The 23,895-nt window shown below is 63.5% G+C and carries 25 protein-coding genes; 13 read left to right on the top strand and 12 right to left on the bottom strand.

Annotated features, from left to right (window positions below; all coding sequences use genetic code 11):
* Nucleotides 1-3: 3 nt before the first annotated feature.
* Nucleotides 4-627, bottom strand: a complete 624-nt coding sequence (locus NCS00_RS15455) for a c-type cytochrome (RefSeq protein ID WP_008353851.1) — start codon at nucleotides 625-627, stop codon at nucleotides 4-6.
* Entirely contained in the window at nucleotides 624-2,366 is a 1,743-nt protein-coding gene (locus NCS00_RS15450; RefSeq protein ID WP_250440443.1) for a pyrroloquinoline quinone-dependent dehydrogenase, read from the bottom strand. Before NCS00_RS15450 ends, NCS00_RS15455 begins: the two co-directional genes overlap by 4 nt.
* Nucleotides 2,367-2,708: 342 nt before the next feature.
* Between NCS00_RS15450 and ydiK the strand changes: the two genes are divergently transcribed.
* Both ydiK and NCS00_RS15440 read left to right on the top strand, forming a co-directional pair.
* Nucleotides 2,709-3,881 (top strand): AI-2E family transporter YdiK, encoded by a 1,173-nt coding sequence (gene ydiK, locus NCS00_RS15445; RefSeq protein WP_075583509.1) that lies wholly within the window; start codon nucleotides 2,709-2,711, stop codon nucleotides 3,879-3,881.
* 191 nt (nucleotides 3,882-4,072) lie between these two features.
* Nucleotides 4,073-4,615 carry a DUF6572 domain-containing protein gene (locus tag NCS00_RS15440; RefSeq protein ID WP_008353854.1) on the top strand — a complete coding sequence of 181 codons (543 nt, stop codon included), beginning with the start codon at nucleotides 4,073-4,075 and terminating at the stop codon, nucleotides 4,613-4,615.
* Nucleotides 4,616-4,703: 88 nt separating this feature from the next.
* Here NCS00_RS15440 and NCS00_RS15435 read toward each other — a convergent pair whose 3' ends face one another.
* From NCS00_RS15435 to NCS00_RS15420, 4 genes are all read right to left on the bottom strand, one after another.
* Complete coding sequence (locus NCS00_RS15435) at nucleotides 4,704-5,414, bottom strand: hypothetical protein (protein WP_250440442.1); 711 nt, start codon at nucleotides 5,412-5,414, stop codon at nucleotides 4,704-4,706.
* Nucleotides 5,415-5,527: 113 nt separating this feature from the next.
* Nucleotides 5,528-6,640: an enoyl-CoA hydratase/isomerase family protein gene (locus NCS00_RS15430; protein WP_250440441.1), complete on the bottom strand. Its 1,113-nt coding sequence runs from the start codon at nucleotides 6,638-6,640 to the stop codon at nucleotides 5,528-5,530.
* 8 nt (nucleotides 6,641-6,648) lie between these two features.
* Nucleotides 6,649-8,355 (bottom strand): AMP-binding protein, encoded by a 1,707-nt coding sequence (locus tag NCS00_RS15425; RefSeq protein WP_008353857.1) that lies wholly within the window; start codon nucleotides 8,353-8,355, stop codon nucleotides 6,649-6,651.
* A gap of 15 nt (nucleotides 8,356-8,370) precedes the next feature.
* A complete protein-coding gene (locus NCS00_RS15420) occupies nucleotides 8,371-9,504 on the bottom strand; it encodes an acyl-CoA dehydrogenase family protein (RefSeq protein ID WP_250440451.1) in 1,134 nt (377 codons plus the stop codon).
* 213 nt (nucleotides 9,505-9,717) lie between these two features.
* On the opposite strand from NCS00_RS15420, the gene NCS00_RS15415 reads away from it, so the two are divergent.
* Both NCS00_RS15415 and NCS00_RS15410 read left to right on the top strand, forming a co-directional pair.
* Complete coding sequence (locus NCS00_RS15415; protein WP_404989953.1) at nucleotides 9,718-10,713, top strand: AraC family transcriptional regulator; 996 nt, start codon at nucleotides 9,718-9,720, stop codon at nucleotides 10,711-10,713.
* Nucleotides 10,714-10,775: 62 nt separating this feature from the next.
* Nucleotides 10,776-10,937, top strand: coding sequence for a hypothetical protein (locus NCS00_RS15410; protein ID WP_008353861.1), 162 nt, complete (start codon nucleotides 10,776-10,778; stop codon nucleotides 10,935-10,937).
* 8 nt (nucleotides 10,938-10,945) lie between these two features.
* Here NCS00_RS15410 and NCS00_RS15405 read toward each other — a convergent pair whose 3' ends face one another.
* Both NCS00_RS15405 and NCS00_RS15400 read right to left on the bottom strand, forming a co-directional pair.
* Nucleotides 10,946-11,617: a hypothetical protein gene (locus NCS00_RS15405; protein WP_033536103.1), complete on the bottom strand. Its 672-nt coding sequence runs from the start codon at nucleotides 11,615-11,617 to the stop codon at nucleotides 10,946-10,948.
* 234 nt (nucleotides 11,618-11,851) lie between these two features.
* Nucleotides 11,852-13,147 (bottom strand): MFS family transporter, encoded by a 1,296-nt coding sequence (locus NCS00_RS15400; RefSeq protein WP_008353864.1) that lies wholly within the window; start codon nucleotides 13,145-13,147, stop codon nucleotides 11,852-11,854.
* A gap of 380 nt (nucleotides 13,148-13,527) precedes the next feature.
* Here NCS00_RS15400 and NCS00_RS15395 point away from each other — a divergent pair, with 380 nt between their 5' ends.
* Nucleotides 13,528-14,550 (top strand): DUF2891 domain-containing protein, encoded by a 1,023-nt coding sequence (locus NCS00_RS15395; protein ID WP_250440440.1) that lies wholly within the window; start codon nucleotides 13,528-13,530, stop codon nucleotides 14,548-14,550.
* 6 nt (nucleotides 14,551-14,556) lie between these two features.
* Here the strand turns inward: NCS00_RS15395 and NCS00_RS15390 are convergent, their stop codons facing one another.
* Nucleotides 14,557-14,877, bottom strand: coding sequence for a YnfA family protein (locus tag NCS00_RS15390; RefSeq protein ID WP_008353867.1), 321 nt, complete (start codon nucleotides 14,875-14,877; stop codon nucleotides 14,557-14,559).
* Between the two features lie 147 nt (nucleotides 14,878-15,024).
* Here NCS00_RS15390 and NCS00_RS15385 point away from each other — a divergent pair, with 147 nt between their 5' ends.
* Nucleotides 15,025-16,320 (top strand): MATE family efflux transporter, encoded by a 1,296-nt coding sequence (locus tag NCS00_RS15385; protein WP_250440450.1) that lies wholly within the window; start codon nucleotides 15,025-15,027, stop codon nucleotides 16,318-16,320.
* 215 nt (nucleotides 16,321-16,535) lie between these two features.
* Here the strand turns inward: NCS00_RS15385 and NCS00_RS15380 are convergent, their stop codons facing one another.
* Entirely contained in the window at nucleotides 16,536-17,528 is a 993-nt protein-coding gene (locus NCS00_RS15380; protein WP_250440439.1) for an alpha/beta fold hydrolase, read from the bottom strand.
* Between the two features lie 179 nt (nucleotides 17,529-17,707).
* Here NCS00_RS15380 and NCS00_RS15375 point away from each other — a divergent pair, with 179 nt between their 5' ends.
* From NCS00_RS15375 to NCS00_RS15365, 3 genes are read left to right on the top strand one after another with little or no spacing between them, the layout of a single operon-like run.
* Nucleotides 17,708-18,466, top strand: coding sequence for a DNA/RNA non-specific endonuclease (locus NCS00_RS15375; RefSeq protein WP_008353873.1), 759 nt, complete (start codon nucleotides 17,708-17,710; stop codon nucleotides 18,464-18,466).
* The gene (locus tag NCS00_RS15370) at nucleotides 18,459-18,719 is read left to right on the top strand and encodes a hypothetical protein (protein WP_033536088.1); all 261 of its coding nucleotides are present in this window, start codon (nucleotides 18,459-18,461) and stop codon (nucleotides 18,717-18,719) included. The genes NCS00_RS15375 and NCS00_RS15370 overlap by 8 nt, the downstream gene beginning before the upstream one ends.
* 38 nt (nucleotides 18,720-18,757) lie before the next feature.
* Nucleotides 18,758-19,273 (top strand): methylated-DNA--[protein]-cysteine S-methyltransferase, encoded by a 516-nt coding sequence (locus NCS00_RS15365; protein WP_008353883.1) that lies wholly within the window; start codon nucleotides 18,758-18,760, stop codon nucleotides 19,271-19,273.
* An 84-nt stretch (nucleotides 19,274-19,357) separates the two neighbouring features.
* Here NCS00_RS15365 and NCS00_RS15360 read toward each other — a convergent pair whose 3' ends face one another.
* Nucleotides 19,358-19,873, bottom strand: a complete 516-nt coding sequence (locus NCS00_RS15360) for an OmpA family protein (protein ID WP_160297400.1) — start codon at nucleotides 19,871-19,873, stop codon at nucleotides 19,358-19,360.
* A gap of 390 nt (nucleotides 19,874-20,263) precedes the next feature.
* Complete coding sequence (locus NCS00_RS15355; RefSeq protein WP_250440438.1) at nucleotides 20,264-20,884, bottom strand: DUF2968 domain-containing protein; 621 nt, start codon at nucleotides 20,882-20,884, stop codon at nucleotides 20,264-20,266.
* A 116-nt stretch (nucleotides 20,885-21,000) separates the two neighbouring features.
* On the opposite strand from NCS00_RS15355, the gene NCS00_RS15350 reads away from it, so the two are divergent.
* The 4 genes from NCS00_RS15350 to NCS00_RS15335 all read left to right on the top strand — a co-directional run bounded on the left by NCS00_RS15350 (nucleotide 21,001) and on the right by NCS00_RS15335 (nucleotide 23,884).
* Nucleotides 21,001-21,291 carry a hypothetical protein gene (locus NCS00_RS15350; RefSeq protein ID WP_250440437.1) on the top strand — a complete coding sequence of 97 codons (291 nt, stop codon included), beginning with the start codon at nucleotides 21,001-21,003 and terminating at the stop codon, nucleotides 21,289-21,291.
* Nucleotides 21,292-21,676: 385 nt separating this feature from the next.
* Nucleotides 21,677-23,191, top strand: coding sequence for an ATPase domain-containing protein (locus NCS00_RS15345; protein WP_008353887.1), 1,515 nt, complete (start codon nucleotides 21,677-21,679; stop codon nucleotides 23,189-23,191).
* A complete protein-coding gene (locus NCS00_RS15340; RefSeq protein ID WP_008353888.1) occupies nucleotides 23,188-23,544 on the top strand; it encodes a response regulator in 357 nt (118 codons plus the stop codon). The genes NCS00_RS15345 and NCS00_RS15340 overlap by 4 nt, the downstream gene beginning before the upstream one ends.
* Before the next feature lie 85 nt (nucleotides 23,545-23,629).
* Nucleotides 23,630-23,884: a CsbD family protein gene (locus NCS00_RS15335; RefSeq protein ID WP_008353889.1), complete on the top strand. Its 255-nt coding sequence runs from the start codon at nucleotides 23,630-23,632 to the stop codon at nucleotides 23,882-23,884.
* Nucleotides 23,885-23,895: the final 11 nt, after the last annotated feature.

The raw sequence follows: 23,895 nt of genomic DNA, 5'->3' as shown, positions 1-23,895 counted from the left end.
GCGTCATTGCAGATTCGCGATGTAGTTCGCCAGATTCTCGATGTCGGCGTCGGTCAGATTCTTCGACACGCTCGTCATGTTGCCCGCGTCGTTGGTGCGCTTCCGGTCGCGGAAGTCCTGCAACTGCTTCACGATGTACGGATACTGCTGTCCCGCCACGCGCGGGATCTCGTTCTGCCCGGAGAAGCCGCCGAGATGGCACATCGTGCACAGAATCTCTTCCGACTTCTTCCTGCCCGCTTCCACTTTCACCGGGTCCGCCTTGAAATCGGCGGCGATGGGCTTTTGCGCGGCGAAGTAATCGGCGAGCAGGTGCATGTCGTCGGGCGTGAGATTCGCGGCCATCGGCGACATCCGCGGATCGCTGCGGCGGCCCGCCTTGAAGTCGCGCAATTGCAGATAAATGTAGCGCGACGTTTGCCCCGCGAGCGACGGATAATCGCCCGTCGTCGAATTGCCGTTGATGCCGTGGCACGATGTGCAGATGGCGGCCTTCGTCGCGGCAGCCGTCTGCGCGTCCGCGGCGCGCGAGAGCGACGGCAGCGACAACAGCAGACACGCGACGAGCCACAGCGCGTAGACGAGCCAGACACGCACGCGTTTCGATCGCTTCGAAGGCGTCATCATCGAGGCAGCGCGAACACGAGCAGGCTGTTGCCGCGCTTGAAGTCGAGCTGCGTGTTGCCGCCCGCCGCGACCGCGATGTACTGCTTGCCGTTCACCATGTACGACACCGCCGGCGCGTTGACCCCCGCGCCGCACTGGAACTCCCAGAGCTTGCGGCCGGTGGCGGCGTCGAAGGCGCGGAACAGGCCGTTGCCTTCGCCGTTGAAGACGAGCCCGCCCGCCGTCGCGAGTACGCCGCCGATCAACGGCTGATCCGTCTTGAAGCCCCACGCGATCTTGCCGGTATCGACGTTCACCGCAACGAGCCTGCCCCATTGCTGCTCGGAAGGAATCACCTTGAACGCGCCGCCGAGCCACAGCTTGCCGCCGGGGTACGCGACTTCCTCGACCTGATACGTCATCGGCTGATGCAGGTTCGCCGCATACGCCATGCGCGTCTTCGGGCTGAAGGCCATCGGCGACCATTCGACGCCGCCGTTCGCGCCCGGCAGCATCCGCGCGCCGGTGGGCGTCGGCAGTGTCCACACGCCTTCCTGCGGAATCATCGCTTCGGAGACGCGAATCAGCTTGCCGTCGCGGCGATCGTGCACATAGACGAAGCCCGTCTTGCCGCCGTGGATGATGCCCGGAATCATCTGCCCGTTATTGTCCTTCACGTCGATGAGAATCGGCGGGCTCGCCGCGTCGAGATCCCATACGTCGTGCGCGATGTACTGGAAGTGCCACTTGTACTTGCCGCTGTCGAGATCGACGGCGACGAGCGAATCGGTATAGAGATTGTCGCCGGGACGAATCGCGCCGTAGAGGTCCGGCGACGGATTGCCGACCACGAAGTACACCGTGCGCGTCTTGCGATCGATCGCGGGCGCCATCCACACGCCGCCGCCGAGCGTCTTGTTGAAGTCGCCGCCCTTCTCCGCGAGCGTCTTCTTTTCCGCCGCGATGTCGCGCTTCATGTTGCGGCCGACGGCGTCGTTCTCGGCCCAGACGCCTTCGCTGCCGGTATCGGGAATCGTGTAGAACGTCCACAGCAACTGGCCGGAGTTCGCGTCGAACGCCTTCACGAAGCCGCGTATGCCGTACTCGCCGCCGTTCGTGCCGATCAGCACCTTGTCTTCGACGACGACGGGCGCCATCGTCTCCGAATAGCCTTCTTCGGGATCGGCGATCTGCGTCGACCAGAGCACGTTGCCGGTCTTCGCATCGAGCGCGACGAGCTTCGAATCGAGCGTGCCCATGAAGAGCCGGTCGCCCGAGATCGCCACGCCGCGATTGTTCGGACCGCAGCAGAACGTCGTGACCGGACCCATCTTGTGCTTGTAATGCCAGAACTCCTTGCCCGTGACCGCGTCGATCGCGTAGACGTGGTTGTAGGACGTGGTCAGGAACATCACACCGTTCGAGACGATCGGCGCGGTTTCCATCGACTCCATCACGGCGGTCTGGAAGATGAACGCCGGTTTGAGCTTGGCGACGTTCGACGTGTTGATCTGCGTCGCGGGCGCGTAGCGCGTTTCGGCATACGATCCGTTCGAATGCAGCCACGACGCGCTGTCGCCCGCGGCGCCGTCGAGCTGCTGCTGCGAGATGGATCGCAGCGAGCTCGGGACTGGCGAGGCTTGCGTCGTGTTGGCGTTCTGGATTTCGTCGGCGGCTTCGATTCCGGGCGATGTCACGATCCCGAAAGCACCGACGGCAACAATGAGCGCAACGAGCGAGGTACGGGAAAAACCGGCCATGTCAGTCTCCCAAATCGTTCTTGTGTGGGCCTCGTTATGCGCGGCGGAACATTGCGTGCCCTCTTCTGCGCCCGCAAAAAAGAATAGGCAATTTAAAAATGCATTTCCAGATTTCGTTAAAGGCGCGCGTTCGTTTCGGCACGCGCTGCACGAAGGGTATTTCAGGGGAAGACGGGCGCCGATTTTTAGTAGTATGGATTGGCGTGCCGTTATGATTGCGCCCGTCGATGCCGGGAGCGGCTTGCCGGATCGCCGGCTTTCGCTTATCGCTCGTTCATCCTCGTCACGCGCGTGGCCTCTGCGCGGGCGCCGCTTCGATCATCACCTTTATCCGGACGCATCATGCCCATCCTATCCAACGGACAGCCGAATCCGAATCCCCGCCAGCCGGTGGACATCGCGCGCATTCTGCTCGTCATCACGATCCTGACCGCGCTCACGGTCGGCAGTCTCTACGTGCTGCGCCCGTTCCTGCCGGGACTCATCTGGGCGACGACGATCGTCGTCGCGACCTGGCCGCTCATGCTCGCCGTGCAGCGCCGCTGCGGCAACCGCCGCTGGATCGCGACCACCGTCATGCTGCTGATGCTGCTGGTCGTCATCGTGCTGCCGCTCTATTCGGCGATCTCGACGCTCGCGGAGCACGGCGGCGAGATCATGGCCGCCGTCAAGAGTCTGCCGAGCTACGCGCTGCCGCCGCCGCCGGGCTGGATCCATGACGTGCCGCTCGTCGGCGCGCGCGTATCGAAGGAATGGCAGATGCTCTCCGACGCCGGCCCCGGCGGCCTGCTCGCGAAGCTCGAACCCTACGTGACGATCGTCGCGCGCTGGATGCTTTCGCATGCGGCCGTGGTCGGCGTGTTCGTCATGCACATGGTGATCACCGTCATCATCTCCGGCATTCTGTACACCAACGGCGAGGCGGCCGGCCGCTTCGTCACGCGCTTCGCGACGCGCATCGCCGCGCAGCGCGGCGCCGAAGCCGTCAAGCTCGCCGGCCTCGCGATCCGCGCGGTCGCGCTCGGCATCGTCGTGACGGCGGTCACGCAATCGGCGCTCGGCGGCATCGGGCTTGCGGTTGCGGGCGTGCCCGCCGCGGGCATCATCACCGCGGTCATGCTGATGCTGTGCCTCGCGCAGATCGGCCCGCTCCTGCCGCTGCTCGGCGGCGTTGCGTGGCTCTTCTGGAACGGATCGACCGTCGTCGCTTCGATGCTGCTCGTGTGGTCGATCATGATCGCGATGCTCGATAACTTCCTGCGCCCCATTCTCATCAAGCGCGGCGTGAATCTCTCGATGCTGCTGATTCTCTCCGGCGTGCTCGGCGGCATGTTCGCATTCGGAATAGTCGGATTGTTCATCGGTCCGGTGATTCTCGCCGTGACGTCGACGATTCTGAACGCGTGGATCAACGAGCAACCGCCGCTGCCGCAAGTCGAAGCGATGAGTAACGAGGAAATCGCGAACACCCCGTCGGCGCGGGGTCTCGCGGATACATCGGGAAGACAGGGTTAATTGATAAAGATATTCTCGATTTGTCGCATTTTTTATCGACAATCGGAATGCGCTTAAATCGAGAATTCGGACTCTTACGAAAATGAGATTTTGTGCCAGTTAACACGGTGTTTCACGGTTTTTGGGCGATGCATATCCGTTACAATGCAATCCTTCGTTATTTGCCCGATTGAGGGCGCAGGGGATTGACCATGTCTTTGCGTGACGTGGACGACATCGATTACATCGGAGTGAATATTCTCTTCAAGCGCGTATATGTCGGGCTCTTCGACGATCTGGACTGGCGCGATGAAGAGAAGCATCAGGATTTGCTCACAAAGAAGATCGACCGCTACATCCGTTATATTCGTTCAGGCAAATTGCTGTTGAATTATCCGAAAGTTCGCGGCTATGAGATCGTGGTCGAATACGTGTCGATGCATCCCATGACGCCGTCGGGACTCGAATTCTGGAAATCGCGCGAACGCGTCGTGACCGACGCGGGCTACAAGGTGCATATCCGTGGCGTCGACGTGCGTCATTCGCTCGGCATTTCCGTCGATAAACCGGAGCGCGTCGCAGCCGAACCGGTCGAGCCGCCCGCGCTGGAAGTGCTCGATCCCGACCCGCGCATGCAGCAACTCGCCGACGTCGCCGACGTTTCGTATCTTCCGCCCTCGATGCCCAAATCGGGCCTGCCGCAGGCGCTGCCCCTGCTCAGGCGTCTCGCGATGCGTCAGGCGGCAAGCTACTGAACCAACTCCCGCGATCGAAAAAAGCGGCGTGGCTCGCATGAGCCCCGCCGCTTTTCCTTTGCGCGCGTGATCGCCGCTTCACATCGCGTTACTGCGCGGCGCTCAGCGCCGCTGTCGCGATCGACGGCACCGAAATGCCATTGGTCTTCGCGTACTGCACCGCTTGCGAGAGCGTCTGCATGAGCGACTGCAACTGCCCCGGCGCCGATTGCGCGACATAGCTCGCCGCCTGCACGGTCGACGGATTCGAACCCGCCTCCAGCAGCGACGACATGTTCATCGAATTCGTCACCGAGCCGAGATTCGATTGCAGGCCGGCGTACTGCTTCACGCCCTGCCCGAGCGACGCGAGGCCGTCGCTGAAGGTCTTCTTGCTGGCGGCTGTCGGCGGCGTCGCGGAGCCGTTCGTGAATGCCTGCATCAGCGATTGGGACACGCTCTGCTGCGTGCCGCCGAGTTGCGACAATACGCTCGTGCTCGGAACGGCGTTCCCGCCCGATGCGCCGGAGAGCAACCCCGCCGCCGATTGCGCCTGGCTCGCGACGCTCGACATGCCCATCGCCGAGGCGAGGGTCGACTGCCCGGTCAGCACTTGCTGGTTTGCGCCGACATAGCTTTGCAGAAGCGAATTCAGCGCCGAAGGCTGCGTCGCGCCGTTCGCGCCCGACGTCACGTCGGACTTGCCGCTGCCGAAGCCGAACTGTTGAAGATTGAGTTGTGCGTACGATGCCCCCGGCGCGATTACCGCAAATGCGATCCCAGCCGAAAGAAGCGCCGTTCGATACGTACGGTTCGCCATGTTCGGTTCCTCCTCAGAATTGTCCGATGTTCGATAAGCCCGATTCGACCATCGGTCATCTGGACGGTTCGCTGCAGAAACATTTGCTTGCGAATTCCGTCGAGAGGTCCCGCCTACAGATCGGCGAGCGGATGCATTTCCCTGCGCCACGGCGATGACAGGAAGTGCTGCACGCGCTCGGCCCGCACTTGCGCGAGCGTCGTCGGCGCGAAACGCGGCCGCTCGTCCTTGTCGATGATGAGCGCCCGCACGCCTTCGACGAAATCGCCGTCATCGATCGCGCGGTACACGACGCCGAGTTCCATGCGAAAGCAGTCCGCGAGCGACATCTGACGGCCACGCAAAAGCGCGTGATACGTGACTTCGAGCATCGTCGGCGAATGGCTTTCGAGCAGCGCGAGCGTCGCGCGCGCCCAGTCGGATTCATCCGTTGCGAGCGATGCGACGATGCGTTCCACGCCGCCCGTCGCGCACACGGCGAAATGGCGTTTGATTTGCGCGCGCATATCGTCGAGCGGCGCGTGCCGTTCGACATTCGCGCTCGGCACGAACACGCGCGCCAGTTGCGTCATCGTGTCCTGCGCATCGTCCCAGCGGATAGCTTCGAGACGCTCGACGAAACTGCGCAGCCACGTCGACGGCACGCATTCGTCCGCGAGACCGACACGCCGCGCATCCGCGCCCGACAGACGCGCGCCCGTCAACCCGACGTAAAGCGCGAGATCGCGCGGCAGCACGCGCAGGAAATGCGTCGCGCCGACATCGGGCAACAGGCCGATGCGCGTCTCCGGCATCGCCATGCGCGTGCGCTCGGTCGCGATGCGCAACGCCGCGCCTTGCGCGAGGCCCATGCCGCCGCCCATCACGATGCCGTCCATCAGCGCGATAACCGGCTTCGCAAAGCGATGCACCGTGAAATCGAGCCGATATTCATCGATGAAAAACTTGAGCCACGGCGTCTCGTGATGCGGATCGTTGCGCGCCGCGTGATAGAGCTTGCGCACGTCGCCGCCCGCGCAAAACGCCTTCTCTCCCGCGCCGCGCAAGACGACCGCGGCGATCGAATCGTCCGCGGCGCATTGCGCGAAACGTTCGGCGAGATGCGCGATCATGCCGTGCGAGAGCGCGTTCAAGGCATGCGGACGGTCGAGCGTGACGATCGCCACGCGGTTCACGACCTCGAAGGCGACTTCCGGCGCGTCGCGTGAAAGTTCAAGCGTGCTCATGAATTCCTTTAGTCGGCCTTGCTGGTCTGGCGCAGCTCCGGGAAATCTTCCTCCCAGAACTCGAACTCGCCGCGCGCGCCGTCCTGCGTGCGCGCGATTTCCTGCCGGCGCAAATCGACGCGGCGAATCTTGCCGGAGATGGTCTTCGGCAATTCCGCGAATTCGAGCCGGCGGATGCGCTTGTACGGCGCGAGCCGTTCGCGCGAGAACGCGAACACGCTTTTCGCGAGTTCGGGTCCGATCGAATAGCCGTGACGCAGCGTGACGAACGCCTTCGGCACCGAAAGACGCAGCGGATCGGGACTCGGCACGACAGCCGCCTCGGCGATCGCTTCGTGCTCGATCAGCACGCTTTCCAGCTCGAACGGGCTCAAGCGGTAATCCGACGACTTGAACACGTCATCCGCGCGGCCGACGTAGACGAAGTAGCCGTCCGCGCCACGCGCGGCGACATCGGATGTGCGATAGAAGCCGCCTCGCATCGCGTTTTCGGTGGCCTTGGGGTTATCGGCGTAACCGGTCATCAGGCCGAGCGGCGGCGGATCGAGCGCGAGCGCGATTTCGCCTTCTTCGGCAGGATTGCCATCCGGATCGAGCAAGGCCACGCGATAACCCGGCAGCGGACGGCCCATCGAGCCCGGCACGAGCCGCTGGCCCGGCGTGTTGGCAATCTGCGCGGTGGTTTCGGTCTGGCCGTAGCCGTCGCGGATCGGCAATCCCCACGCATGCTGCACGCGCTCGATGATCTCCGGATTCAGCGGCTCGCCCGCCCCGACGATCTCGCGCAGCTTCACCTCGTACGACGCGAGCGGCTCCTGCACGAGCATGCGCCATACGGTCGGCGGCGCGCACAGCGTCGTGACTTCGTGCTTCACGAGCACATCGAGCGCGCGGGCGGCATCGAAACGGCTGAAGTTGTAGATGAACACGCACGCCTGCGCGTTCCACGGCGCGAAGAAGCAGCTCCACGCGTGTTTCGCCCAGCCGGGCGAGCTGATGTTCCAGTGGACGTCGCCGGGTTGCAGGCCGATCCAGTACATCGTCGAGAGATGCCCGACCGGATAACTCTGATGCGTATGCGCGACGAGCTTCGGCTTCGACGTCGTGCCGGACGTGAAGTACAGCAGATACGGATCGTTCGCGGACGTTTCGCCGTCCTTGGCGAATTCCGCCGATGCGTCGTACGCGGCTTCATACGCGAGCCAGCCGTCCTGCGCGCCGCCCACCGCGATGCGCAAGCCCGGTACGTCGATGCCATCGAATTTCCTCGTTTCGGCTGCATCGACGATGACGTGCTGCACGCCGCCTAGCGCGATGCGGTCGCGCAAATCCGCGCTCGCAAGCTGCGTCGTCGCGGGCAGGACGATCGCGCCGAGCTTCATCGCGGCGAGCATCGTGTCCCATAGCTCGACGCGATTCGGCAGCATCAGCAGAATGCGCTCGCCGCGTTTCACGTTCAGCCCCCGCAAATGATTCGCGACGCGCGCGGAACGCTCGCTCATCTGCGCAAACGAAAGCCGTGTCTCGTCGCCGCTTTCGCCGACGATCTGCAACGCGGGCGCGTCGTTGCCGCGCGCCATCGGATCGAAATAATCGAGCGCCCAGTTGAAGCGATCGAGCGACGGCCATCTGAAGTCGCGATACGCGGTGTCGTAGTCCGTGCGATGAGCAAACAGGAAGTCTCGTGCTTCGATGAATGCCTGGGCTTCGTTCATTGCGTCTCCAAAGATTTATACGTTGCGCGCGATCACCATCCGCTGCACTTCGCTGGTGCCTTCGTAAATCTGCGTGATGCGTGCATCGCGATAATGACGCTCCACCGGATAATCCTGCAGATAGCCGTATCCGCCGTGAATCTGGATCGCGTCCGAACACACGCGCTCCGCCATTTCCGACGCATACAGCTTCGCCTGCGACGCCTCCGACAGACACGGCACGCCTTCGGTACGCATGCGCGCCGCGTGATGAATCAAGAGGCGCGCGGCGTTGATCTGCGTTTGCATGTCGGCGAGCATGTTGGCCACCGACTGATGTTCCTGAATCGGCTTGCCGAACTGCACGCGCTCCTTCGCATAGGCGCGCGCCGCATCGAATGCCGCGCGCGCGATGCCGAGCGCCTGCGCCGCAATGCCGATGCGCCCGCCTTCCAGATTCGACAGCGCGATCTTCAAGCCCTCGCCGCGCTTGCCGAGCAGATTCGCGGCGGGAATCGCGCAATCGTCGAAGTTGATCGGACACGTATCCGACGCGCGGATGCCGAGCTTGTGCTCCGGCGCGCCGACGTTGAAGCCGGGCGTGTCCGTCGGCACGATGAACGCGGAGAGGCCGCGCTTGCCCTGATCGGGATCGGTCACGGCGAAAACGATCGCCACGCCCGCGCGCTTGCCGTTGGTCACGAACTGCTTGCTGCCGGAAATGACCCACTTGCCGTCTTTCTCGACGGCGCGCACGCGCAGGTTGTTCGCTTCGGAGCCCGCCTGCGGCTCCGTCAGGCAGAACGCGCCGATAACCTCGCCGCTCGCGAGCTTCGGCAGCCATTCGGCCTTCTGCGCGTCGGTGCCGTACGCGAGGATCGGCCCGCAGCCGACCGAGTTGTGCACGCTCATCATCGTCGCGCAGGACGCGCAGCCGGCGGCGATCTCTTCCATCGCGAGTGCGTAGGCGGTGTAGTCGCTGAAGGTGCCGCCGAGTTCGGCGGGCACGATCATCCCGAGCAGGCCGAGTTCGCCCAGTTGCCGCACGACTGCGTCGGGGATCGCGCCGTCCTTGTCCCACTGGCCCGCGTTCGGCGCGAGCACTTCGGTTGCGAACTGGCGAGCCGCGTCGCGGATCATGCGCTGCTCTTCGGTGAGAAATGCGTCGATCATGTTCTGAATTCGGTGATGGGGGCTTGCGCGGCGAGGCTCGCCGCATCGATCGTTTAAACTTTCTGGCCGCCGCTCGCCCGGTCGATGATGGGCGGCTGGGCCGTCTGAGCACGAGTCTAGGCAATCGCCTAACGTTAGCCGATGCCCAAAACGATCACGCTAACTGAGCGCTTTGGCCACCTAGTGACAACCCCAAGTACCAAAAAAAAGATCGAGCGCGACTCGATTTCCGTGAGCCTCGTCGAAGCCGCATTGCGATGCGCCGAATCGCGCGGCGTCGCGCGCGGGCATTTGCTGGCCGCGGCGGGCATCGCGCCGGCGACGCTCGATTCGCCGCGCGCGCGGGTGTCGCCGGTCCAGTACGGCAAGCTGTGGAACGCCACCGCCGACGCGCTCGACGACGAGTTCTTCGGCCAGGACGCCCATCCGATGCGGCGCGGCAGCTTCGTGCTGCTATGCCACGCGGCGCTTTCCTCGCGCGACGGCGCGCAGGCGCTCGGGCGCATCGCGACTTTCATGCGGCTCGTGCTCGACGATCTGAGCTTCGAGCCGGACATCGACGACAAGCGCGTGCGAATCTGGCTCGCCGACAAAGCCGGACCGAAGTCGATGTTCGCCTACGCGACGGGCTTCATCCTCGTGTATGGGCTCTTGTGCTGGCTGGTCGGGCGGCGCATTCCGGTGCTCGCGGCGCACATGCGCTGCCCCGAGCCCGCCGACAGCGACGAATATCGCCTCATGTTCTGCAACGACCTGCGTTTCGACGCGACGCGCTCGTTCGTCGACCTGTCGGCCGAATGCGCGGCGCTGCCGATCGTGCAGACGTCCGCCACGCTCAAGCGCTTCCTGCGCGATGCGCCGGCGAATTTCATCGTGAAGTATCGCAATCCGGATTCGCTCGCGGCGCGCATCCGGACGCGTCTTCGGCAAACCGCGCCGACGGACTGGCCGGAAGCCGAAAGCATCGCGGCCGCGCTGCATATGGCCGAAGCCACGCTGCGGCGGCGTCTGAAGCAGGAAGGGCTGACCTATCAGACGATCAAGGACGCATTGCGGCGCGATCTGGCCATCGCGCGTCTTGCGCATACGCAGGAGACGATTCCGCAAATCGCCGATGCGCTCGGCTTCGCGGAACCGAGCGCGTTCCGGCGCGCATTCAGGAAGTGGACGGGCGTGCGCCCCGCGGATTACCGGCGGGAGAGCTGAAGCGCGCGAACATCGAGGCTGCTATATTGAATCGTCCATGATTTCGCACCTTGGAGCGCACCATGACCAAAGCCAGCCGGGATGAACGTTCGAAGCAGGAACAACCGAAGAAGGAAACCGAAGAGGATTTGCTCGACGAGGCGCTGGAAGAGACCTTCCCCGCAAGCGATCCGATCGCGGTGCATCCGGAGCCGGAATCGCCTGAAGACCGGAAAAACAAGTAGTCGTTCGGTTATTCGCCCGAGTCGGGCTCATCCGGACTCGAGAGCAGCACCACGAGCTTCTCGACGTGCTGATGTAACAGCTTGACGTGCTTGTCGATCTGTTCGAGACGCCCGGTCAGATCGGCCTTCGCCGACTCGCTCATGCGATCGGACGCGATGAGTTCATCGACCTTCGGCTGCATCGATTCGACCTGCAGCAAGCCGAGCTGGCGCTCCAGGCGGCGTAAGTCCTGCGACAGCAGCTCGCGATTCTTCCGAAAAACCAGATCGCGGCGGTTGGCTTCGGCCTGTTGCTGGGCCTGATCGGCGACACGGCGCGTCGCTTCGGTCTGGGAAAGCAGCGGTTCCGGGCCGCGCAACACGGAACGCTTCGGCGCGGGATGGGCCGTGCCGCGGAACACGGCCATCGGCGTTTCCTCGTCGATCGCGCGCAGGACGTCGGGCGGAATCTCGTCCAGCGTGCGGCGCTCGTCCATCCAGTGCGGCGGCAGGCCGGTCACGAGCTCGATGCCGCGTACGAATTCCTCGTTGAAATCGCGCTGACCGCCGACGATCAGCTTCATGAACGTCGGCGAGAAGTTCATCATGCGCGCGAGGCGGCCAGCGCCGCCCGGCGAGCCGACCAGGACATTGAGGTTGGCTCGCCAGACTATGAACAGCGTTTCGTCGAAATCTTCCATGAACAGGCTCCAGGCAGTCCGACGCGCCCGAACGTGCACATCGGATTTGCGCGCGGCGGCGCTGCGCGCATGCGTATCCGGTTCCCGCGCTTTCCGATCAACATCGTGCACCGTGGCCGGTGCGTCGTCTACATACCGCATAAAACACCATACTACCTTCATCGGCAAGCCGGGCGGACAACGGCGTCCGCGCCGATGCGGGCGTGCGACACGACGCGCACGCCGCCGGCCGGCTTACGGTTCGTTGCGCAGATACCCTTCCTTGCTCGGATCGAGCATGCGCCAGGAGACGATGAGCGAAATGGCGCACATCGCCGTGACATACCAGAAGAACGTCGATTCGCTGCCCGCCGATTTCAGCCACAGCGCCACATACTCCGCCGAGCCGCCGAACACCGCGTTGGCGACCGCGTACGACAGGCCGACGCCCAGCGCGCGCACTTCCGGCGGGAACATTTCCGCCTTGATGAGACCGCTGATCGACGTGTAGAAGCTCACGATCGCGAGCGCGATCACGACCAGCACGAACGCCATGACCGGGCTCGTCACCGTGGAGAGCGCGTGCAGCAGCGGCACCGTGCAAATGGTCGCGAGCGCGCCGAAGCAAAGCATCGAGGCGCGGCGGCCAATGCGGTCCGACAGCGCGCCGAACAGCGGCTGCAGCAGCATGTAGACGAAGAGCGCGGCGGTCATCACGTTGCTGGCGGTCTTCGCGTGCATGCCCGCCGTGTTGACCAGATACTTCTGCATGTAGGTCGTGAACGTGTAGAAGATGAGCGAGCCGCCCGCCGTGAAGCCGACGACCGTCATGAACGCGGCCTTGTGCTGCATCAGGCCGGCGAGCGTGCCCGCTTCCTTGCGATCGCGCGTCTCAGCGGTCGACGTTTCGTCGAGCGAACGGCGCAGGTACAGCGAGATCAGCGCCGCGCACGCGCCGATGAAAAACGGAATGCGCCAGCCCCACGCCTTCAGCTCCTCCGTCGACAGGAACAGTTGCAGGATCACGAGCACGAGCAGCGCGGCGAGCTGGCCGCCGATCAGCGTCACGTACTGGAACGACGCGAAGAAGCCGCGCCGGCCGCGCAGCGCGACTTCACTCATGTACGTCGCGCTGGTGCCGTATTCGCCGCCCACCGACAAGCCCTGGAACAGGCGCGCGATCAGCAGCAGGAACGGCGCCCACGCGCCGATCGACGCGTACGTCGGCAGGAAGGTGATGACGAGCGAGCCGCCGCACATCATCAGGACGGAGATCATCATCGCGTTGCGGCGGCCGTGCTTGTCGGCGATGCGGCCGAAGAGCCACCCGCCGATCGGGCGCATCAGGAAGCCCGCCGCGAACACGCCCGCCGTGTTCAGCAACTGAACCGTCGGATTGCCGCCGGGAAAGAACGCCGCCGAAAAGTACAGCGCGAGGAACGAGTAGATATAGAAGTCGAACCATTCGACGAGGTTGCCCGACGAGGCGCCGACGATGGCGAAAACGCGGCGCCGGGTGTCCTCTGCGGTGTAAGCGGGAAGGTCGGTCATGTTGTTTCTGATCTCTTGGTCACTGTCTGGATGGCGTATGTCGGGGTTTCATCCCCGATCCGGGCGCTCTTGGCGGCGTTCGGGCGCAAGTTTATACGCGGTTTCGCAACCGGCGCGCGATCGTGGCGCGCGAAACACGGCCGAACGGAGTAGGAAAATTCGCGCAAGGACGCGCCCGCATCGCGTTCACCGATGACCGCCCCACCCGCTCAGGCTTGCCGCAAAAGCATTTGCCGCCCTTGCGACGGCATCGTTCAACGCTTTCGACATAAATCGTCTTTGCCTCGATCGTTCGTACTAGGTGGTTACCCTGATTAAAGATTTTGACGATTATTTATCGATAAAGTCTCGGGATCACGATTCACATCGACGAGGACTGCATGAGTCAGCATCAACCGATCATTCTCGACGCCGCGCTCGCGTCGACATTCGCGCAAGTCGCGCTCGGCCACCTGACGCGCGAATATCCCAACAAGCTCGATCACGTCATGGCAAGCGTTGCCGACGTGCAAAGCCCGCGCGCGCTGCATCCGATTTTCTACGGCAGCTTCGACTGGCATTCGTGCGTGCACGGTTACTGGCTGATCGCTCGGCTGATCGACCGCTTTCCGGATCTGCCGGACGCGCCGCGCATTCGCGCCGTGATCGACGAGCATGTCACCGAGGCTAACGTCGCCGCTGAAGTCGCTTATCTGCAGCGTCCCGCCGCGCGCGGCTTCGAGCGGCCTTATGGCTGGGCGTGGCTGCTCGCGCTCGCAGGCCATCTGCGCTCGATGCGTTCCGATGACGGCGCGCGCTGGGCCCGCACGCTCCAGCCGCTCGCGGACGCATTCGTCGCACGCTTCGAGGAATTCCTGCCGAAATCGACGTATCCGCTTCGCGTCGGCACGCACTTCAACATGGCGTTCGCCTTGACGCTTTCGATCGGTTACGCGCGCGTCGCGCAGAACGCCGATTTTGAGCATCTGCTGAAGGAAACCGCCCTGCGCTGGTTCGAGAAGGACGAAGGCTGTCAGGCGTGGGAACCGGCGGGCGACGAGTTCCTGTCGCCGTCGCTGATGGAAGCCGTGCTGATGCGTCATGTGCTGCCGGGCGAGCGCTTCGTCCGCTGGTTCGACCGGTTTCTGCCGCGCATCGCCGAGCGAGAACCCGCGACGCTCTTCGCGCCGGCCACCGTCACCGATCGCAGCGACGGCAAGCTCGCGCATCTCGACGGCCTGAACCTCTCGCGCGCGTGGTGTCAGCGCACGATCGCACGCGCGCTGCCGGCGGGCGATGCGCGTATCGCCGTGCTCGAGACGGCGGCGCACGAACATCTGGCGTCGGGCATTGCGCATGTCGCGGGCGATTACATGGGCGAGCACTGGCTCGCGACGTTCGCGCTGCTGGCGCTGGAAGCCTGAGCGGTTCTAGACGCGCGGCTGGAACGCGATCACGCCCATGCCGATGAGCGCGATGGCCGCGCCCGCGACATCCCACGCCGTCGGCCGGATGCGCTCGACGGCCCATAGCCACGCGATCGCCACGCCGATATACACGCCGCCATACGCCGCGTAGACGCGCCCCGCCGCCGCGGCGTGCAGCGTGAGCAGCCACGCGAACAGCGCGAGCGACAGCGCGCCGGGCACGACGAGCCACGGCGAGCCGCCCTCCTTGAGCCATCGATGAGGGAAATAGCAGCCGGCGATCTCGGCGATGGCGGTGACGACATAGAGCGCGAACGTTTTCATGAGGCGCATTATCGGCGTTCGCGAGACGTTGCGTGGTCCGCGTCCGCTGCGGACAATGACGCCCTTGCTCGAAACTTCAGGCCGCCGACCTTGCAGACCGATTCAACCGATGCCGCCGCGCTGCCCGTGCACTGGCACAGGCGCGTGATGATGCTGGCCTTTCCCATCGTTCTCGCGAATCTCACGCAGCCGATTCTCGGCGCCGTCGACACGGCTGTCGCCGGGCATCTCGACGGGCCGCAGTATCTCGGCGGCGTCGCGCTCGGCGGGCTCGTCTTCAGCTTCGTGTTCTGGGGCTTCGGCTTTCTGCGCATGGGTACGACGGGACTCGTGGCGCAGGCGTTCGGCGCGCGTGACGACGACGCCTTGCGCAAGAGCGTGCTGCGCGCGTTGCTGCTCGGACTCGCGATCGGCGCGGCGGTGCTGGTGCTGCAAGTGCCGATCATTCGTTACGCGCTCGTCGCGCTGGGCGGCAGCGCCGCCGTGCAGGACACCGCGAGCGCGTACTGTCACGCGCGCATCTGGGCCGCGCCGTTCGCGCTCGGCAATTACGTCGTGTTGGGTTATCTGCTCGGCTGCCAGCGCGTGAGGCTCGCGCTCGTCACGCAGATCTTCATCAATCTGGTGAACATCATCGCGGTGCTGCTTTTCGTGTATCGCTTCGATTGGGGCATCGCGGGCATCGGCGCGGCAACGGCGTTCGCGGATTTCTGCGGCTTTGCGCTCGGACTCGCGATTCTTTGGCATCTGCGTCCGCGCGGTCTCGCGCCGCTCGTCCCGCGCTCGCTCTTCGACGCGCACGCGTTGAGGCGGGTCGTCGCGATCAACCGCGACATCTTCATCCGCACGATCTGCCTGCTCGGTTCGTATGGCTGGTTCGCGCATCTCGGCGCGCGTCAGGGGGATGCGATCCTCGCCGCGAACGCCGTCCTGCTGAACTTCCAGACCTTCATGTCCTTCGGTCTCGACGGCTTCGCGCACGCGGCCGAAGCGCTCGTCGGCGCGGCGGCGGGCGCGCGCGACCGGTACGCGTTCCGTCAGGCCGTGAAGGTGACGATGTTCTGGTCGGCAATCGGCGCGGCGGGCTTTTCCATCGTCTTCTGGTTTAGCGGCGAATGGATCATCGGCAAGCTCACGGATCAGGCGGTCGTGAAGGCGGCGGCGGTGCGCTATCTGCCGTGGGCGTCGGTTCTGCCGCTCGCGTCGGTCGCGGGCTTTCAGCTCGACGGCGTGTTCATCGGCGCGACGCGCACGCGCGAGTTGATGAAGGCGATGGCCGTCTCGCTTGCTGCCTTTCTGCTTGCTGCGTGGCCGCTCGCGGGATCGCTCGGGAATCACGGGCTGTGGCTGGCGCTCACTGTTTTCATGGTGGCGAGAGGTATTACGTTGGCGATTCAGGTGCCGGCGATCGAGCGGGCTTCGTGTGCGACTTTGAGAAGGTGAGGTATGGTGCGTCGGGTTTCTGCGCGGATGGCAAGTCTGCCCTCGCTTCGTCCAACGATTTTCTTGGAGGTCGGCACAGTCAGCATCGACAAGAGAAGACCTGCAATAACGTGCGCCAGATAATGGCCGCCCTGCGTCGGCGTGGCACGATCATGGTCACGTTGAGCGAAATCGCAATGCAGAACAGCCAACGAAACTTTGCGAGCGAATCGAAGCTATTGCCCCGCCAGCCCCTCCAGCAGCGCCTTATGAAACGCGGCCGGATCCTGCATCTGCGGCGCGTGCCCAAGCTCCGGAAACTCGACCAGCTTCGCGCCTTCGATACGCTCCTTCGCCAGCTTCGCGAGATCCGGATATCGCCCGAGCATCGGCCGAATCTCGGGCGGCGCGAAGTCCTTGCCGATCGCGGTCGTATCCTTGTCGCCGATAAGCAATAGCGTCGGCGTCTTCAACTGATCGAATTCGTAGACGACGGGCTGCGTGTAAATCATGTCGTACAGCAACGCCGAGTTCCACGCGACGATGTCCTTGCCCGGTCCGCGATACATGCCCGCCAGCATCTGCACCCACGGTTCGTAGTCGTCGCGCCACTGGCCCGAGTAGTACGTGCTCGTCTCATAGCGGCGGATGCCGTCGGCGCTCGTCTTGAGCTCGCGCGCATACCAGTCGTCGATGGAAATCGACGGCACGCCCTTCGCCTTCCAGTCTTCGAGCCCGATCGGATTCACCAGCACGAGCTGCTCCGTCTCGCGCGGATACATGAGCGCGTAGCGCACCGCGAGCATGCCGCCCGTCGAATGCGCGATGAGCGTCGCCTTCGACACGCCGAGCGCGGTCAGCAGCGCATGCGTGTTGCGGGCAAGTTGCTGGAAACTGTATTGATAGCGCGCGGGCTTCGTCGATTTGCAGAAGCCGATCTGATCCGGCGCGATCACGCGATAGCCCGCATCGCTCAAGGTCTGGATCGTCTGCTTCCACGTCGCCGAACAAAAATTCTTGCCGTGCAGAAGTACCGCGGTGCGTCCATTCGGATGCGCCGGATGCCCATCCATATACGCCATGCGCACGACCTGGCGCTGCGACGTAAGCGCGAAGCGCGCGACCGGATACGGATAGTCGAAGCCCTGCAACTCGGGGCCGTATGCGGGGCCGTCATTGCCGGCCGCTTGCGTGGCTTCGTCGGCATGTGCTTGTAAAGCGAAGGACATCGCGAGACACAACATCAAGGATCGAACGACGGACGGCTTGCTGCGCGCTGGTTTCATTTTTTGATCTGAAGATGACGTCGGCCGACGCATTCTAGCGCGGCTGAATTTCGCACGCGCCCGCATGCTGTATTCAGCGCTTATACTTTGCGACCCCGATCGTCGTCAGGATCATTCCAAGCATGCAACGCCGCATCAAGGCATTCGCCGCCGCGCTCCTCGCATTCGCGTGCATCAGCGCATCCGCGAGCGACTGTCCGCAGTTCAGCCCGAACGGCCGCGCGCCGGTCGTCGTCAATTCGAAGATGCGCGCGTCGACGCAGGAAGTCTGCTATTCCGACTTCGCGCTGCTGCACTCCGGCATCACGAAAGGGCCGCTGTGGTCGGCGGAACATCTGACCGCGAGCAGTGTCGACCAGGCGAAGAACAACACGCGCACGAATCGCTTCTTCGTCGACAAACGTCTGCCGCCCGACGAGGCCGCGCAACTGTCCGACTACAAGAGGAGCGGTTACGACCGCGGCCACATGAGTCCCGCGGGCGATCGCGCAAGCAAGAAAGGCATGGCCGAATCGTTCTCGCTCGCGAACATCGTCCCGCAGGATCCGTCGAACAACCGGCGCATCTGGTCGCGCATCGAGCAAGCGGTGCGCAGGCTCACGGAGGAATCGGGCGAAGCGTATGTCGTCACCGGGCCGCTCTTCTCGGGACGTCAGTTGCAGACGATCGGCGAATCGCGCGTGTTCGTGCCCACGCAACTGTATAAAGTAGTCTATTTGCCGCAGCGTCAGATCGCGTTCGCGGTCGTGATCGAAAATACGCCGACGAACACGTACACGATGAAAACCGTGCACGAACTGGAAGCGATGAGCGGACTCGCGTTTCCCGGCATCCCGGACGGACTGAAGGACAAGCGAATTGGAGGATTGCGCGGTGTTTAAGCCATTTGCAAACGATACGGATGTGATGAACATCGCGGGCGACGCGATCAACATCGAGAACGGCGTGAAGCGCCTCACGATCAGCGGCAATTTGACGATCGCCCGCGACAAGGCCGGACTCGCGAACGCGCTGGCGCTTCAGAAGGCGATCGGTGCGATCGTCGAAGCGTTGCAAAGCGATGCGTCGCTGCCCGCGAAGCTGCCCGACGAGCCGGATGCGCCGTCAGGCACCGCCGATAATCCGTTCATCTGAAGCGGCCGTCGCCGAAGACAGCCGCGCGGAGAATCGAAGTGATCGAATGCCATGTCGGCCCGAGCCCGCTCGGGCACATTTTGTATCGCGCCGAAGACGAATGTCTGACGGGTCTCTTCTTCATCGGACAGAAGTATTTTCCCGATGGTCTGCACGCGCCGACGCTGTCGGAGACAGCGCCGAGATCCCGCGTGATTGCCGATGCGCGCGAGCAGGTCGGCGAATACTTCGCGGGTACGCGTCGGAAGTTTTCGATTGCGGTGCAGTTTCGCGGAACACCCTTTCAGCGACAAGTCTGGGACGCGCTTTGCCAGATCCCTTTCGGCGACGCGTGGACGTACAGCGATCTCGCGCGCCGGCTCGGCTTGCCCGCGGGCGCATCGCGGGCCGTCGGCGGCGCGAACGGACGCAATCCGGTCGCGATCATCGTGCCGTGTCATCGCGTGATCGGCGTCGACGGGGAATTGACCGGCTATGCGGGCGGCGTCGAACGCAAACGCCATTTGCTCACGCTGGAGGGCGGTCCGGGGCGCGAACAACTCGCGCTCTTCTGAAGCAGCGCACAGTCGGCGACAAAACAAAAACCCCCGCGAACCATCGGTTCGCGGGGGTTTTTTTCGACATCGTCCGATGATGAATTACGGCGTAAGCATCACTTCCACACGACGATTTTCCGCACGCCCGACGCTCGTTGCGTTCGACGCAATCGGATTGGCCTTGCCGAAACCCTTCATCGCGAAGTTCTCGGCGCTCAGGCCATGTCCCTTCAGGTAGTCGAGCACGGCCTGCGCGCGACGCTGGGACAGACCGAGGTTGTAGGCATCCGGGCCCATCGAATCCGTGTAGCCCTCGACCGTGACGGACGCGAAATTCGCACCCTTCGAGTCGGCGACGAGCTTATCCAGAATGCTCCTGGCCTTCGGCGTCAACGCGGCGCTGTCGAAGGCGAAGTTCGTCTTTTCGTCGAGCGAAATCTTGCGCGGCACGACAGCCGGGGCCTTCGCTGGCGCCGGTTCCGGCGTTGCAACGACCGGCTGGGGCGGCGTCACGCAGTTGAAGATTACGTTGCGCGGATCGCTCGGCGTCTTCGTTCCGGCGAGCGTCTGAAGCACGTTCACCTTTTGATCGCCGCACATCTTTTGAGCCGCGGTCATGCAGGCGCTGCCGTTTTCGAACAGACCGTAGCATTCGGCGCGAAAAGCCTTCTGGCCATCCGACGTTTGAATTTCGCTGATATTGAAGGCCGGTCCCGACGTGGACGAACAGCCCGCAAGTACGGCAGCGGCGATAAGACTAACAGCAAGGGTTTTCGTGAGCATCTTGGTGGTCATGCAAGTCAATTTCAAAGTGCGAGCCGCTGAGCGCGCACCTCGATTCCGGGCCGGGGAACAACCCAAAGGTGACGTGAAAAATGATGGATCGATTTCGGGTGCGCCAAACGTTCGATAAGCAATCCGAAAGCTGCGCGATTGTAGCGTGACAATTCGTGCGATTTAAGCGGACAACTCCCAAATACAAGGCCGGCGGCACTCGTATCGAAAGCCCTATTTGGACGGGACCGGAAGGTCGCCGTCGGATTGCTTCTGAAGCTCCTGCACGCGGATCTGCAGCGCGCGAAGTTGCGCCTGCGCCGCTGCCTGCTCCGTGCGAAGTTCGCGGATCGCATTCTGCTGCTCCACTTGATAACTCGTCACCTGATTTTGCTGCGCGCGTGCAATATCGAGATCGGCTTGCAGCCGGTTCGCGCGCGCCTGCTGGGCGGCGATCTGCCGGTCCGCATATGCCTTCTCCGCTTCGAGCTTGATGCGCTTTATTTCCGCATCGGCGAGCGTGTTCGACGTCTTGGCGAAATCCGCATAGACCGTTTCGGCCCGCGCGTCATTTTGCGTTTTGAACACGCGCCAGATATTGCTTTGCTGAAACAGCGCGGCGTAATAGATCATCTCGTCGGGATAATACGAGAGACTCGCGCCATAACTGCCATTCAACGTCCTGCGTAACGCCGTGATTTTCCCGGCGGCAAGCAGATTCTCGAGTTCCGCGACATCGCCATTGCTCGCAATAGCCGCTTCGGGCCTCATCGGCGATGAATCAGCGGCCCGCGCCAACGGACCGGACAAACCGGCGGCAATCAGCACGATTTCCGCAATTACCCAGCGCTTCATTGCGATTTTCCGTAATGGCAACGCGCGTCGCCCGGAAAGAATTATGGCGCGGCAAGGCAATCGATTCCAGACGACTCAATACTTCATTCGAACGCCGTTAATCCGTGCGTCTTTAAATGGTCGATGTGCGCTTGAAACTTACTTGCGACAAACGCGGCTCGCTCAGGTTGCGGATCGTTTCGACCGGCATGAAGATGCGCGAATCGGACGGCTCCACGGACATGCGCGAAAAAATATGGCGGTCGCCGTGGAAAACGAAAGGCGCGGCCGAGAGAATGCGCGCGTCGGGCAGGCTTTCGGTGGCGTGCGGCGCGGCGGCCGAAGCTGTCGCGGCAAAAAGAACAAAAAAGCTGGCGGCGAGCGCAAGAGCGCCCGGAATCGAGTGCGAACGGTGCATGGCGAGATGAAGGCAATGAAGGCGCGCGAGCGCCGGAGTGAAGCGGCGGGAGAAAACACCGGCGCCCCTGTAAGACGTTCGTCATTTCATCACCCGCTGCTCCGAGTGCCCATGAGACAGTTCTCAAAGAATTCCTGTTGGCGGGCAATCGCTCCCATCCGCAAAACGCTCGGGCGCAGAAAATGCGTGCATGATGCATTCGCCCGCGCGCGGCCCCGGCGGGCTCGCTTCAAAAGGCCGCAGCGACGACGCAAAGGCGCGTGGCCGCCCAAAACCGCGCACGCAAAGGCGCGACGGCGGGCATGAGCGGTATGGCTTCCAGCACGGCTTGCCAATAGTCAGCCATAATTCGCCTTCTCAAAAAAGCCGGTACGCCGAGTAAAAAAGAAAATCCCATGAACCAAGACGACAAGCACTCCACCGCTCAACCCCGGCAACACGCTGCCAACGACGGCAACGTGACGACGGGCGTCGCGGGCCTGGATGACATCCTGGGCGGCGGGTTCGTCGAGGGCGGCCTGTATCTGATCGAAGGCATGGCGGGCGCGGGCAAGACGATTCTTTCATCGCAGATCGGCTTTCATCGCGTCGCGCAGGGCGACATGGTCCTGTACATCACGCTGATCGCCGAATCGCACACCAAGCTTTTGTCTCATCTTCGCGGACTGTCGTTCTACAACGCCGACGCCATCTCCGACCGGATGCTCTTCGTCTCCGGTTATCACGAACTGATGCGCGACGGCCTGTCCGGCTTTCTCGCGCTGATCGCGGCGACGATCAAGACGAGCCGGCCGCGTTTCATGGTCATCGACGGCTTTCGCAGCGCGCGCGAATTCAGCTCGACGGAACTCGAACTCTCGCAGTTCATCCACGAGCTTTCGGCGTTCGTGAGCGCCGCGCGCTGCACGACGCTGATCCTCGCGCCGCTTTCGGGCAACGAGCCGCATCCGGAGCACACGCTCGTCGACGGGCTCATCGAACTGAACCGCTACAACACCGGCATGCGGCGTGCCCGCGAAATCGAAGTCCACAAGCTGCGCGCCCGCGATCATCTGCTCGGCAAGCACTTCTTCAAGATCACGGAGAACGGTCTCGTGACCTTTCCGCGCATCGAGGCGTCGCCCGCGAACGATGACGGCGCGCCGGACTTCAAGAACAAGTTGAGCTTCGGCTTTCCCGATTTCGACCAGATGCTCGGCGGCGGCATCGTGCGCGGCTCGACGACGACGCTCGTCGGGCCATCGGGCATCGGCAAGACGCTGCTGTCGCTCAAGTTCCTGCAGGCGGGCGTCGAACGCGGCGAGCGCTGCGTCTACTTCGGCCTCTACGAATCGCCCGAGCGGCTTCTCGCCAAAGCGTTGTCGGTCGGCATCGATCTCGCGCCGGCCGTGCAGGACGGACGTCTCGCGATCCGCTGGCATCCGGCTGTCGAACTCGCGATCGACGAGCTCGCCGTCGAACTGATGACCGCGGTGCGGAACACGAATGCGTCGCGGCTCGTGGTCGACGGCATCGACGGCTTTTTTCAGTCCGCGAACCGCACGGAGCGTTTCGGCCTCTTCCTCAACGCGCTCACGCACCGTCTGCGCGACGCGGGCGTGACGACCCTGCTCACCGAGGAAATGCCGCTCTACGGCGATTCGGTGCAGCCCACGACGTTGCGCGCGTCCGCGATGACCGAGAACATCGTGCTCATGCGTTATGTCGAGGCGAATTCCTCGCTGTATCGCATGGTGTCGATCGTCAAGCAGCGCGAAGGCCCGCACGATTCGGCGATCCGCCGTCTCACGATCGACTCGCGCGGCCTGCATATCAGCGAAGGCTTCATTGGCTCGACGGGTATCTTGTCCGGACACCCGTCGATCGCCGCGCCCGCGCTGTCTGTGTCGGACCCCGGCGCGCGCGCATGAAGAAGATCCTCGTCGTCGACGATGAATTCGACATTCTGACCACGTGGCGCCTCGTGCTCGAAATGGAGGGCTACGAAGTTTCGACCGCGTCCAACGGACGGACCGCGCTCGACGCGGCGCGCTCGAATCCGCCCGCCCTCGTCATCACCGACTGGATGATGCCGCACATGGACGGCGTCGAACTGATCCGTCAACTGGCCGCGAGCGACGCCCTCGCACGCGTGCCGGTGATCCTCATGAGCGCGGCGGCGCATGCGCCGGCGCTCGAGCATCCGCATGCGCAGTTTCGCCGCAAGCCGCTTTCTATCGACGATTTGATCGACGCCGTGAAGGGACTGATCGGTTCGGCCTGAATTGGCCCGGGCACGCTGCGTGCTGCTGATGAGCGTTCCGGCGAATCCGGATTTACGAGAAACCGCTCAACCGAAGGGAGGCACCATGGTGCAGGATCAAGTGGAAGGCGCGGCACAGAAGGTCGTCGGCAAAGTGCAGGACGCAGTCGGCGCACTGACGGGCGATGAAGGCACGCAAGCCGAAGGCAAGGTGCGGCAGGCTTACGGCAACTTGCAGCAAAGTTATGGTCAGACCGTCGACAACGTGCGTCTCGCGGTCGCGAGCCAGCCGATTCAGGGCGTGCTGATCGCGGCGGCCGTCGGCTTCGTGCTCGGCGCGTTGTGGAATCGCGATCGCTGATGTGTCTCGGG

The sequence above is a fragment of the Caballeronia sp. AZ1_KS37 genome (assembly GCF_023631165.1).
In the GTDB taxonomy this organism is placed as follows: domain Bacteria; phylum Pseudomonadota; class Gammaproteobacteria; order Burkholderiales; family Burkholderiaceae; genus Caballeronia; species Caballeronia zhejiangensis.
Note: the sequence above shows the minus strand (reverse complement) of the source record. Positions and strands in the feature narration are given on the sequence as shown.